Genomic DNA, 12639 nt, shown 5'->3' on the forward strand with positions numbered 1-12639 from the left:
TGTTGAAGATCAACCCGATCCGGACGCCTTGCGACCGCTGCGCGCCGTCAACTCCCTACTTGCCGCGTGACGTTCGCTATCCGTTCGCCCTTTCCGTGCAGATACGTCACTTTCGTGTAGTCACCCCCACCTCGGCCCGGTTGATGAAGTCCAGGCCAGCGAGCGCCAGGATGCGGTTCCGGTCGAGCGATGGCTGGAAGGAGAAGTCATATCCGTCCAGCGTCTTGATGATCGGCAGCCTTGCCATGCGCAGGGCTGCCTTGATCCTGCGGTTCTCCCGGAGCGACAGTTCTTCGTTCAGCAATATGTCGATGGCCTCGATGCCATCGATTTTGCCCTGCTCTATGCCGCGCAGGGTGGCGTCGAGCATCTCCAGGGCGCGTGGCATTTTGAGATGGACCAGGCTGCGGCGGATATTATCGACGCGGGATGCGGCACCCCCATGGTTCATGGCCGTTCTCCCCGCGCCAGTTGGCTGCCGATCGCTTGATAGATGGCCAGGGAGCGCACGGTGACATGCTCGCCTACACGACCGATGGCGATTACCTCTTTGCCATGGATACGGCGCTTGGCGCCGCTGCTGCCTGTCCGGTGCGCAGGATCGATCCTGTACTGCCGGCGCCCCTCAAGAACCGGGTGCTCGGCAATGACCTGGCCCAGGTCTACGATCCGGATCTTGTCGGGCAACTGCTGGATTTCGACGACGCGCCGGGTGCGATCGGGAACGCTGTAGTAATTGCCGCCGACCGAGACCATCCCATCGTGGCTGACGCGGCGCTCCAGCTTCAGAACAGCGTCAAAGCGGCCCGCCGGGAGCAGCTGCAACTCAGGCTGCTCGGCGGCGAAGGCTTCAGCAATAATCCGCTGCGTCGTGCCGTGGACACGGACGTTGGCGACGGTATCGAGCCAGTCGATCAGCTGGACATTGAGATCGTCCAGATTGCGGAAGCTCCGGCCCAGGAAGAAGTCCTTGCGGATATAGCTGAATGGCCGCTCGACCTTTCCCTTGGTCTTGGCCCGATAGGGACGGCAGGCGCGCGGCACGAAGCGATAATGCCCGGCCAGAGCCAGCAATGATCGATTGTAGATGATGTGGCCCTGATCATCTTCCCCGGTCACAGCGGTTTTCATGCGATCGTAGAGGATCTCGATCGGGACGCCGCCGAGCGCTTCAAAGGCCTGCATATGACAGCGCAACAGGCTTTGGAGATCCTGATGCATGACGTAGCGCGCAAACAGGAAGCGCGAATGTCCCAGCACCAGGCTGAACAGCCAGACGATCCGGCTGACGCCGGGCTCATCGGTAAATTCGACGACGAACCGGGCAAAGTCGACCTGTGCCTGCACGCCAGGCGGCGTCTCGAACCGAACCTCAAAGGGCTTAGGCCCGTTTTCCGGCCGGATCGCTGCCAGGAACCGCTTTACCGCGGTATAGGCGCCCATATATCCCAGCTCACGGATTTCCCGCGTCAGGCGCGCCGCAGTCAGATCGGGAAAGGCCGTCACTCGCTCACGCAAAAATTCCAGATAGGGTGCCAGTTTGTTCGGTCGACCCAGCATGCGAGGGCCGTAAACCGGGGCCTCGATGCCCCGTTCGATATATTTTCGGATGGTCTTGGGATCGCGACCAGTGCGTCGGGCAATGGCGGATATCGATACACCCTGCCGATGTAGTTCGAGGATCATCATCAATTCTCCAAGTCGGATCATCGGCCCCGTCTCCGCGTCTGCAAAGGAGATGAGGACAATGTCGGCTCATCTCATTCTGCCGGGGCTAGCCCCGGCAGAATGAGATGAAGGGGCCACCAACTAGGGAATTTTCAAAGCCCACTTTTGCGGAGAATTGCACGACCGATGACAGTACGGTCCCGCAATGGCCGCAAATACCATGCTGCCCGACCGACCCAGTCCGCCAGGGTGGAGCGATCGAGCTTGATATCCTGCCGGGCGTAGATCTGAGCCTGTCGGTATAAAGGAACATGATCGGCATACTTCGATACCAGCACCTGGGCGATCAGCGCTTCGGTCGGGATCCCGCCTTCGACTATCCGCGCCGCAGCAGGAGCCTGGACGATCGCGCCCTCACAGGAGCGACAGCCATAACGCGGGCGTCGTGTCACCAGCACGCGGAAGGTCGTGGGAACGACGTCTAGCCGCTCGGCAACATCTTCGCCGATCTGATGAAGCGCCCCGCTGCAGCAAGGGCAGACCTTCTCCTCAATATCGACAATCTGTTCGATCCGCTCGAGATGCGCGGGCAAGGAGCCGCGGTTGGTTTTACGGGGCTGATCGCTGCGGGAACGCGGTGCAACAGCATCTCTTGCAGCACGGGCATGTCCAAGGGCGATCTCGACATCCTCCAGTCCCAGCTGGAGCTGATCGGCATCGAGTTGCTCAGACCGGCGACCGAAACGATGCCGCATGAAGGCATCGATAATCGACTGAAGGCGCTCGATCTCGGCGTCCGCCTCGCCCTTGGCAACGACCAGTTCTGTCAGCCTGACCTCAGATGCGGCCCGCTCCTCCGCCAGCATCCGGGACTGCTCCAGGACGAGCGCGCGAAGCGCGTCGATGTCTTCTGGCAGGTCCGCTTGCATGAGCATGGTAACAATGAATCAGTGAGGCAAAGCCCCGTCAACCGGCAATTTGCGGGGCCTGCGGTCGACGGCCGCCATGAACCCGGCGCCAGTCCAATCCCTCCAGAAGCGCGCCTAGCTGGGCGGCGGAAAGACGCATCACGCCGTCCTGGATGCCAGGCCACTTGAAGCTGCCTTGCTCCAGACGCTTCGCCATCAGGCACAGCCCGGTCCCGTCCCACCAGATCAGCTTGATCCGATCGGCACGCTTGGCCCGAAAGACATAGATCACGCCGGAAAAGGCATCGCCGCCATAATCTGCGCTCACCAGCGCCGCCAGGGCATCAGGCCCTTTGCGGAAATCCACCGGGCGCGTCGCCACCATGACCCGCGTGCCCGGACCGATCCCGATCACCGCTGTACCTGCAACGCCTGGATCACTGCTGCCACCAGATCGGCCTTAGCCGTACCTCCAATCCGAACGACGGCGCCTCCCACCTCAACCTCTATTGCGACATCGCTCGACAATGGCTTGGGACTGTCGGCCATGACAGGCACGAACATCGGCTCCGCATGGCTGGTGGCCCGACCTGCTTCCAACACATAGCGCAGCTCCCGGCGCCAAGTGTAGAGCAACGACGTGCGAATATCGTGCTGGCGGGAGAACTCGGCGATGTTGCCGCAACGCGCCATCTCCCCGACTATCGCCAGCTTCTGCTCCAGCGTCCAGATCCGTCGCCGACCTGCCATGCTGCGGAGCACCTCAGGGCGGCGAACAGGCTCCAGACTAACTCCAGTGTGGGTGTCCAGTGCGCTCGTAAGGCTGTGGGCTTCCATACCGACCAACGTCTGCCCTAATCACCACATCGAACAAGGTGGGTGGGAAACAGCGCATACCAAGCTGGTCTGTATCCGCGTGCTGCAATGATAGTAACTCCGCGAACCGGCCGATTTCATGAAACGGGCATACGGTCCTACCGTTTGGCCATTCGCGCTGACGCAAAAAGCGTCGACGGCACCACGCGCAGAATCTGGCCTCCAGAGACGCCCTGGTCAGGGGTCGGCAAATCTGTCCCTAACGCCGAGCACACATCGATGACCACTTCCCTGATTTCAACGGTCGCACGGCTGAGTTCACGACCGCTGACTGATGCGATCGACATGACACCCTGCATATCCGGATCGACAATCTTGCGAGCCTGAAGCACGCCGCTTCTTATATCCTCCAATACGGCCGACCGGGGGAGGAGTGCATAGCATTCGCCGGAAAGTGCCATGGCACGAAGAGCTGACAAGGATTCTGTCTCAACGACTGATTGAAGTACCTTGTTCTGACGCTCTGCCACATCGTCGAGGATCTTGCGCCAGGCCGTTGATCTGCACGGCATAGCGAGGGGGTAGTTCAATACGTCTTCAAAGGCGATTTCCGCTGCGACCGGGCCGCTGGGTGGTCTGCCGACCAGACAGAAATCTTCGACATACAGAGGTGAGAAATCCACCCCCGCATTCTCAGGAAGGTTGAACAGGATGGCGAGATCGAGCTTGCCCTCCTGCAACCACTCAAACAGTGCAGCCGTACTAGTATCAGCAATATATAGCTGAACCTCGGGGAGCCGGTCCCGCACCATACGGTAAAGTTGCGCACTGATCAGGCTGGGAAGTGTCGATGGCATACCGAGCGAAACCCGCCCAGTCGTCTTGTTCTTCCGCGATTTGAGCGCATTGAGCGTATCTTGATGGTGCCGCAACATTACAACCGCACGATCGTATAATAGCCGACCGTCATCGGTCAGCTCGATGCCGCGGTTGCTTCGATTGACCAATTGCGTACCGAGTTCGCCTTCAAGATTTGCAAGATGCACACTAAGGGCTGGCTGGGCTACGTGAAGCCGTTCGGCGGCCTTCATAAGGCTGCCCGCATCGATCATGCCAACAAAATAGCGTAAATGCCTCAGGTCCACGACATCTCTCTCCTGTTTTGCAGGAGGGATGGCTCTTAAAAGCACTTTTACATCCTGCACCTTCTTTAAATTAGCACGATGACGTTTGGCTGTCTAGGATTCAGCAGGGTTTAGCCGAGGCACAATCGAACGCTGTCCAAGCCATTTCCTAGCTCACACACATCGGACGTCTTGATAGCCTGTCAGCACGGTTCGCTAAAAGGAGACCTTGTCCCCGCCCTTCAAACTGAGGATCTCCCGTGCTTCGTCGGGCGTGGCGACCGCAAGCCCGAGCCCCTCAATGATCTGGCGGACCCTTGTCACCTGCTCCGCATTGGACTTCGCCAGCCGACCTTTGCCAATCCAGAGATTGTCCTCCAGTCCGACCCGGACGTGCCCACCCATCGCCGCTGCCATCGCAGCCACCTTCATCTGCGCTATGCCGGCCGCCAGTACCGACCATTGATAATGTTCACCAAATAGCCTGTCTGCCGTTCGCTTCATGTGCATGACATCGTCCGGGTGGCTGCCGATACCACCCATCAGTCCGAAACAGGTCTGAATGAAAAACGGGGGTTTGATCAGCCCTTCTGTCCAGAAATAATGGAGATTGTACAGCATCGAGGTGTCGTAACATTCGAACTCATAGCGGGTGCCGGCGGCATTGAGCGTTTCGATTGCGTAGCGGATGTCTTTGAAGCTGTTGCGGAATACCAGATCCTTCGAATTTTCAAGCATGGGTTCTTCCCAGTCATACTTGAAATCCTTGTATCGCTTGAGCATCGGAAACAGCCCGAAATTCATCGACCCCATGTTCAGGCTGGCTACCTCGGGCTGGAACACCACCGCCGGCCGTACCCGCTCTTCGACCGACATGTAGGGAGAGCCGCCGGTCGTAAGATTGACGACAACATTGCTCGCTTGTTTGATAACTTTCAGGAAGGGCTCAAATGCTTGGGGCGACTGATCCGGCCTGCCATCCTGAGGATCGCGGGCATGCAGGTGGACGATGGCAGCGCCTGCTTCTGCCGCACCGATCGCAGCCTCGGCTATCTCTGCGGGCGTGACAGGCAAATGCTCCGACATGCTTGGCGTGTGAATGGATCCCGTGATCGCACAGCTGATGATGACCTTGCCCGTGGACATGGTATTCCTTCCCTCGATTTAAGTTGTTGCGCGCGTGATCGTCTCGTCATCAAGACCGAGCTGCCCGGCTAGAATTTCTGCTCGATCAGCGGCCAAAGGGCGACTGGGCGTGAGGGGAACGCGCGGAACCCCATCGAAGCAGAAGGGGGATTGCTGCACGACGATCCGGCCATATTCAGGATGATCGATATGCGTCAGCGCTCCACGAGCGTGCATGTTAGGATCGTTGATGACTTCCTCGAGCGTGCGCACAGGCGCGCTGGGCACATGTGCTTCCATCAATTTGACGAACAGATCGGATGTGGCGTGCTGGCGCGTCCAGTCGGACACCGTCGCATCGATCAGGTCCATATGCGCGACGCGTGCGGTAAGTGTGGTAAAACGTGGATCGTCGGCCATCGCTTCAGCGTCCATCACCCGGGCTAGGCTGCGCCAATGCGCTTCTCCAACACAGATAATTGCTATGTAGCCGTCCAGCGTTGGATAAACATTATAGGGGGATTCTGCCATGCCCCCGTGGCGATTGCCTGTTCGCGGCAAACTTTCTTTGCCATTGCTACCCCATTGAAGCCCCAGGTTCGAGCTGAGTGATGCATAGACAGCGTCCTGCATTGCGACTTCGAGGCGGCGGGCAACGCCGGTGCGCTCACGCTCGAACAACGCGGTCATGATGGCACCGTAGAGGTGAATGCCTGCAAAAAAGTCCGCCATTGCGGGGCCGGCCTTCACGGGCGGCTGGTCGGGTTGCCCCGTGGTATGGATGACGCCCCCCATGGCCTGAACGGTCAGATCCATGGCCGGGTAGCTGCTATAAGGGCCGTCGCGACCAAAGCCCGAACTTGATGCGTAAATAAGGCGGGGATTGCGGGCCATCAAAATGTCTGACCCCACGCCCAGCCGGTCCATCACGCCAGGGGCAAAATTCTCGACGACCACGTCGGCGTCTTCCACCAGCGCCATCAGCGCCTTCTTGCCCTCTGGCGCCTTCAGGTTAAGGACAATGGAGCGCTTGCACCCGTTGAGCATTGCGAATGGAAGCGCTGCTCCGCCAACGGCAGCCCTGCGTCGGAGAGACTCGCCCCCTGGCGGCTCGATCTTAATAACGTCGGCCCCGCCCAGAGCCAGCAAATAAGTGGCATAGGGTCCGTTATAGATCTGACTGAGATCGACGATTTTGATGCCGGTGAGCGGAAATGCCATAAACAGTCTCGCGGACAGAGAGAAATCAATATGACTTTGGAAGGCCAAGAACCTTCTCGGCCAGGAACGACAGGATAAGCTGCTCGGTCACTGGCGCGATGCGCATGAGGATCGATTCGCGGAACAACCGTTCGACCTGATATTCCCGCGCATATCCCATGCCGCCGTGCGTCAGCACAGCTTGCGTGCAAGCATTGAAAGCAGCGCGACCGGCAAGAAATTTAGCCGCGTTGGCTTCGGCACCACAAGCTTCGCCTGAATCGTAAAGCGAACCGGCGCGCAAGGTCATCCAGTAGGCCGATTCGAGGAAAGCCCAGCATTCCGCGAGCGGATGCTGAATGCCCTGGTTCTGTCCAATCGGTCGGCCAAATACGACACGCTCGCGCGCATAAGTTGCGGCGCGATTAAGCGCGTCACGGCCCAAGCCGATCGCTTCGCTGGCAACCAGCACCCGTTCCGGGTTGAGACTGTGCAGAACGTAGGAAAAGCCCTTGCCCTCTTCCCCGATAAGATCCTCGTCCGGAATGAAAATGTCATCGATGAAAACGGCGTTCGAGTCGACGCCGTTACGGCCCATCTTATGAATTCGCCGAACTTCGATCTTGGTGCGGTCGAGGTCTGTATAAAATAAGCTCATGCCATCGGTAGGTCGGGCGGAGTCCGCTTTCAGCGTTGTACGTGCTAGCAGCACGATCTTGTCGGCGACCTGACCGCTCGACGTCCACATCTTTCGTCCCGTCACCCGGTATCCGCCATCGACCTTGCGCGCGAATGTCGAGATGCTGGTGGTATCCAAACCCGCGTCCGGCTCCGTGACGCCAAAGCACGCCTTTTGTTCACCCTTTATCAGCGGCGTCAGCCAACGGGCCTTCTGCTCAGCGGTGCCATGCACAACGATAGCGTGAGGGCCAAACAGATTGATGTGGATCGCCGAAGCGGCTGTGTAACCGCCGCCGCTAGACGAGGCCGCATGCATCATGACCGCAGCCTCGGTGACACCCAGTCCCGCGCCACCCAGCTCCACAGGCATCGTTATGCCGAGCCAGCCTCCTTCTGCCATGGCACGATGATATTCGTGCGGAAAGCGGGCTTTCTCCTCACATTCAGTCCAATAGTCGTCCGAAAAGTCAGCGCAGATGCGCCTAATGCTCTGATCGATCGTCTTGTGGTCTTCAGAAAGAGTGAAATCCATTACCGTTCCTAAGCGATTAGATTGGGGGAAAGGGTGCGCGCCGAGGGGTGACAGCAGTCCTACGGTTTAACCTGAGACAGGACATGTTGCGCCTGCTTGAGATGCGGGATATCGAGCATCTTGCCGTCAATTCCGATCGTGCCAGTGTCGGGATTGGCAGCAAAGGCTGCGACGACCCTGTGCGCGGAGGCGATTTCCTCCGCCGAAGGCGCGAAGCCCTGGTTGATAGGGTTTACCTGCGCGGGATGTATGGCGATACGTCCTGCAAAGCCCTCAGCGCGTGCCGCACGACAAGAGGCGGCCAAGCCTTCCTCGTCTCGGAAATCGACATAAAGGGTTTCTATCGCCGGGACGCCGGCGGCGTGGGCGGCCATCAACGTCAGTGAGCGCACCATGCGATAGGTGAAGGCCCACGATCCTGAAGCGTCGATATTTGTGCTTGCCGTCAAAGCGGTCGATAGATCCTCCGCGCCCCAGGTCAGCCCGGCAAGCCGCGCCAGCCCGGCCGATGCGTAATCGCCAAGATGAAAAGGCGCGCGCGCGGTTTCTGTTGCAACCGGCAAAATCCGTGTGGTGCCAAATTCTATCCCGTGTTGCACCTCGAGTGCATCGAGATAGAGAGATACGGTCCGCACATCCTGCGGTCCGTCCGCTTTCGGCAACATCACACCGTCGGGTGCGCCAGCAACAATTGCGACCAAATCACCGATGGCCAGGCCGCTCGACAATGGGTTGATCCGAACCCACAGCTGGGATGTGCGCTCGCGAATGGGCCGCGCAAGGAGGTAGTCGGCAACCTTTTCGCGGGCGGTCAGCTTGGCGTCTGGCGCCACGGCGTCTTCCAAATCGAGAATCAGCGCATCCGCACCCGAATGATCGCCTTTGGCCAGCTTTTTGTCGCTGTCGCCCGGGATGAAAAGCCAGGAGCGCGGAGTCATACGCTTTGCGGCCGCTTGCGCTGGAGGCCCGATCGCCGACAATGCGCCACGAGATCTCCATGCTGGTTGTAGGCGCGATGCAGGAAAGTGACGATTCCCTGATCGGGGCGGGACTTGCTGTCGCGTAGTTCAATGACTTCTGACGTCACATGTACCGTGTCACCATGGAACAGTGGCTTTGGAAAACGAACCTCGTCCCATCCCAGGTTGGCGACGGCGGTGCCGAGCGTTGTATCTCCGATCGAAATACCAACCATCAGACCAAGCGTGAAGGCCGAATTTACAATCCGTTGACCAAATTCTGTCTCGGTCCGGCAATATTCCTCGTCGAGATGTAACAGCGCGGGATTATGTGTCATCGCGCTGAACAGGACGTTGTCTGTTTCGGTCAACGTCCGCCGGATCGGGTGGTCGAATGTCTCTCCAACCTTTAACTCGTCAAACCACTTCCCTGCCACGGGTCTCTCCTCCAGTCTTTCGCCATATTTAGCCGTCTCTGGCGATTTTGACCCATAGCAAGTGATTATCGCGTTCAGATGAAGTCCCTATTTCGATCTTGAGCCGGCACGGTGGACAATCATGCGGACGCAGATTGGCGTGCGCAGATATTCCGGGAACTCAAGATGACCTCACTTACGCAAGATGGCCGGGTGCCATTTCTCAACAACGGCGGTGTCAAACGGCTCCTGATCGGCGGACAGTGGGTCGAAGCGATTTCCGGTGAAACTTTCGACAGTATCAACCCGGCCACGGGTAAGGTGATTGCCACTCTGGCCAAAGGGGGAGCGGCTGACATTGATTCGGCGGTGGAGGCCGCGCGACTGGCGTTCGAGGGCCCATGGAGCAAGTGGACTCCGTTTGATCGACAAAACCTGCTCCTCAAGATTGCCGATCTGATCGAGCGTGATTTTGAAGAACTCAGCCTGATCGAAACAATGGATATGGGAGCCCCGGTTTCCCGCACATCGCTTTTTAAGCGCTGGTTGTTGCAGGCTTTCCGCTTCTACGCGGCGCAAGCTGTCAATATCCGGGGCGAAACGCTGGAGAATAGCTTTCCCGGCTCGTTCATGAGCTATACGGTAAAAGATCCTGTTGGCGTTGTTGGCTGTATCATCCCTTGGAATGGTCCTTTAATTTCACAACTTTGGAGCATTTGCCCCACCTTGGCGACGGGATGCACATTGGTCCTTAAGCCGGCCCAGGAAGCGTCACTATCGTCGCTGCGATTGGCCGAGATCATGCTCGAAGCCGGCGTGCCAGCAGGCGTCATCAATGTGGTGACCGGCGGGGGGCAAACTGCCGGTTCCGCGCTCGCAGCTCACCCAGATGTCGATAAGATCGCTTTCACCGGCTCAACCGAGACGGGGCGAAAGATCGTCGAAGCGTCGGCCGTGAACATGAAGAAAGTCGCCGTGGAACTCGGGGGTAAGTCACCCGACATCATCTTCGAGGACGCTGACCTGGATCTGGCGGTGCCTGGAGCAGCCATGGGCTGCTTTGGTAATAGCGGACAGGTCTGCTACGCAGGCACACGCCTCTTCGTGCAGCGTTCGATCCATGATGCCTTTGTGGAGAAGCTCGCCGCCTTTACAGCCACCTTGCGCGTGGGCGACAGTCTGAAGCCAGAAACACAGCTTGGCCCACTCGTGTCGAAAGCGCAGCTGGAGACCGTGGCCGGCTATGTGGAACTGGCACAGCAGGAGGGCGCACGAATCGCTTTCGGTGGCGAAAGACTGGGGGGGGCACTGGCTGATGGCTTTTATTTTGCCCCAACCGTTTTGGCCGGGGTGAGCAACACCATGCGCGTAGCGCAGGAAGAGATTTTTGGACCGGTCATCTCGATCATTCCTTTCGATGACGAAGAGGAGGTGATTGGGCTGGCCAACGCCATTGAGTACGGTCTCGGCGGTGCGGTATGGACTCGCGACGTGGGTCGGGCACACCGCGTGTCACGCGCCATCAAGGCGGGTATCGTCTGGGTGAACTGTTACGGAGTGACAGATCCATCGACCAGCTACGGCGGAACAAAGCTGAGCGGTTATGGCAGCAAGGGCGGATTTCGGCACATCGAGGATTATCTTTACTCGAAGACGGTGTGGATCAGGACTGCATAAACGCAGCGTCCGCAATGATATTGACTAAGAGGATGCAGACATGAAGGCATGGGCAGTTGTCGAAGCTGGTGCGCCGCTCGAGGAAATCGATGTTCCAACGCCCGAGCCGACCGGGACCGAAGTCGTCGTCGAAGTTACACATTGCGGCGTGTGTCATTCCGATCTGCACTTCTGGAAAGGCGAATATAATATGGGGGGCGGGAAGGTGATGAAAATCACCGACCGCGGTGTCACATTGCCACGCGCACCAGGACACGAGATCGCTGGACGGGTCGTTGCCGTGGGACCGGATGCGCAGGGCGTAAATGTAGGCGACGTGCGTGTCGTTTATCCATGGCTGGGATGCGGTAATTGCGCAGCTTGCCTTGCCGAGCAGGACAATATGTGTCTCGCGCAGCGATCACTCGGCGTGGTGCAGCATGGGGGCTTTGCTAGCCATGTAAAAGTGCCGCATGCTCGCTATCTGGTAGATCCCGGCGATGTCGATCTCGGCCTGGCCGCAACCTATGCCTGTTCGGGCATCTCCGTCTATTCCGCTCTGCGCAAGGTCATGCCGATAGCGCCAACCGAACCGATCGTACTGATCGGGGCGGGCGGTCTGGGCCTGATGGGGGTCGCGATGCTCAAAGCGTTCGGTCATGAGACGATCATCTCGGTCGATACCGACCCGGAAAAGCGGGCTGCTGCGATAGCGGAAGGGGCAACTGCAGTCGTTGATGGCACGGGCGAAAATGTCAGCGCCCGGATATTGGAGGCGGCAGGTGGACCAGTCCAGGCCGTGATCGATTTTGTCAATATTTCGGCGACAGCGCGCGCAGGACTTGATGTCCTCGCCAAAGGTGGACGGCTGATCCTTCTTGGAATGTCAGGCGGTGAAATCACGCTGTCGCTTGCTGCGATGGTTTTTCGGGCGCACTCTATACAAGGGAGCAACACGGGCAATCTCCAGGATCTGCGCGACGTTCTGGCGCTTGCCAACACGGGCAAGCTCAAACCGACGCCGATCCACATTTGCCCCAGACACGATGCCAATCAGGCAATGATGGACCTCCATCATGGTCGGGTGACAGGGCGCATCGTCCTTAATGACGGATAAGGAAGCAATGGCCCTCCTGAAACGATTTGGTCGCCTGTCACTAGCGCGCTGAAGGCGTCCAGGCAGAGTCCGCCAGTCGTGCCTCCACAAGCGATTGAAAGGTTCGGCTTTCCGCGCTGTCGCCGTATTCGGTGCAGGGATAGGGGATGGCGCGACCGCGTATTACGGCCGGTCGGGCTGCGACGCGGTCGAACCAGGCGGAAAGGTGCGCATAGCTATCAAGCCGCTGGCCCTGCCATTCATGATATTCGATCCATGGAAAGAACGAGATGTCAGCGATACTATAAAACTCCCCGGCCAAATATGGACGGTGTCAAACGGCGTTCAAAAGGGACCCCCGATCGGCGTCGAAGAGGGACCCCTTTTCGGATATGATGTTGGTTTGTTGAAGATGGCCTTGCGCTGCGTGCGGCGGAGGGCGGGCGTAGCCCGACCGG

At 58.7% G+C, this 12639-nt stretch carries 12 protein-coding genes and 2 pseudogenes; 2 read left to right on the top strand and 12 right to left on the bottom strand.

Going from position 1 to position 12639, the window contains the following annotated elements; genetic code table 11:
• Nucleotides 1-127 precede the first annotated feature (127 nt).
• The 11 genes and pseudogenes from ENE74_RS17670 to ENE74_RS17720 form a co-directional block, all read right to left on the bottom strand.
• A pseudogene (locus tag ENE74_RS17670) lies at nt 128-451 on the bottom strand (ATP-binding protein); the annotation flags it as partial.
• Nucleotides 448-1710, bottom strand: a complete 1263-nt coding sequence (istA, locus tag ENE74_RS17675; RefSeq protein ID WP_127692189.1) for an IS21 family transposase — start codon at nt 1708-1710, stop codon at nt 448-450. The pseudogene ENE74_RS17670 and the gene istA, both read right to left, overlap by 4 nt.
• 119 nt (nt 1711-1829) lie before the next feature.
• Nucleotides 1830-2534 (bottom strand): annotated as a pseudogene (locus tag ENE74_RS17680) (IS66 family transposase); the annotation flags it as partial.
• A gap of 100 nt (nt 2535-2634) precedes the next feature.
• The gene (gene tnpB / locus ENE74_RS17685; protein ID WP_009823144.1) at nt 2635-2991 is read right to left on the bottom strand and encodes an IS66 family insertion sequence element accessory protein TnpB; all 357 of its coding nucleotides are present in this window, start codon (nt 2989-2991) and stop codon (nt 2635-2637) included.
• Nucleotides 2988-3326, bottom strand: coding sequence for a transposase (locus ENE74_RS17690; RefSeq protein ID WP_037543664.1), 339 nt, complete (start codon nt 3324-3326; stop codon nt 2988-2990). The genes tnpB and ENE74_RS17690 overlap by 4 nt, the downstream gene beginning before the upstream one ends.
• Before the next feature lie 224 nt (nt 3327-3550).
• Nucleotides 3551-4597, bottom strand: a complete 1047-nt coding sequence (locus ENE74_RS17695) for a LysR family transcriptional regulator (protein WP_164847542.1) — start codon at nt 4595-4597, stop codon at nt 3551-3553.
• A 135-nt stretch (nt 4598-4732) separates the two neighbouring features.
• A complete protein-coding gene (gene kce, locus ENE74_RS17700) occupies nt 4733-5662 on the bottom strand; it encodes a 3,5-dioxohexanoate:acetyl-CoA acetone transferase (RefSeq protein ID WP_127692192.1) in 930 nt (309 codons plus the stop codon).
• Nucleotides 5663-5680: 18 nt separating this feature from the next.
• Nucleotides 5681-6862 carry a CaiB/BaiF CoA transferase family protein gene (locus tag ENE74_RS17705; RefSeq protein ID WP_127692193.1) on the bottom strand — a complete coding sequence of 394 codons (1182 nt, stop codon included), beginning with the start codon at nt 6860-6862 and terminating at the stop codon, nt 5681-5683.
• Nucleotides 6863-6887: 25 nt separating this feature from the next.
• Nucleotides 6888-8054 (bottom strand): acyl-CoA dehydrogenase family protein, encoded by a 1167-nt coding sequence (locus ENE74_RS17710; RefSeq protein WP_127692194.1) that lies wholly within the window; start codon nt 8052-8054, stop codon nt 6888-6890.
• Nucleotides 8055-8113: 59 nt separating this feature from the next.
• Nucleotides 8114-8992 (bottom strand): HpcH/HpaI aldolase/citrate lyase family protein, encoded by an 879-nt coding sequence (locus ENE74_RS17715; protein WP_127692195.1) that lies wholly within the window; start codon nt 8990-8992, stop codon nt 8114-8116.
• Complete coding sequence (locus tag ENE74_RS17720; protein WP_127692196.1) at nt 8989-9450, bottom strand: MaoC family dehydratase; 462 nt, start codon at nt 9448-9450, stop codon at nt 8989-8991. The genes ENE74_RS17715 and ENE74_RS17720 overlap by 4 nt, the downstream gene beginning before the upstream one ends.
• Nucleotides 9451-9615: 165 nt before the next feature.
• Here ENE74_RS17720 and ENE74_RS17725 point away from each other — a divergent pair, with 165 nt between their 5' ends.
• Together ENE74_RS17725 and ENE74_RS17730 are read left to right on the top strand one after the other, a co-directional pair.
• Nucleotides 9616-11106, top strand: coding sequence for an aldehyde dehydrogenase family protein (locus tag ENE74_RS17725; protein ID WP_127692197.1), 1491 nt, complete (start codon nt 9616-9618; stop codon nt 11104-11106).
• 40 nt (nt 11107-11146) lie between these two features.
• Nucleotides 11147-12202: an alcohol dehydrogenase gene (locus ENE74_RS17730; RefSeq protein WP_127692198.1), complete on the top strand. Its 1056-nt coding sequence runs from the start codon at nt 11147-11149 to the stop codon at nt 12200-12202.
• A 40-nt stretch (nt 12203-12242) separates the two neighbouring features.
• Here ENE74_RS17730 and ENE74_RS17735 read toward each other — a convergent pair whose 3' ends face one another.
• Entirely contained in the window at nt 12243-12503 is a 261-nt protein-coding gene (locus tag ENE74_RS17735) for a glutathione binding-like protein (RefSeq protein ID WP_241242086.1), read from the bottom strand.
• Nucleotides 12504-12639: the final 136 nt, after the last annotated feature.

Origin of the sequence: Sphingobium algorifonticola (genome assembly GCF_004005485.1) — a bacterium.
Lineage (GTDB): Bacteria > Pseudomonadota > Alphaproteobacteria > Sphingomonadales > Sphingomonadaceae > Sphingobium > Sphingobium algorifonticola.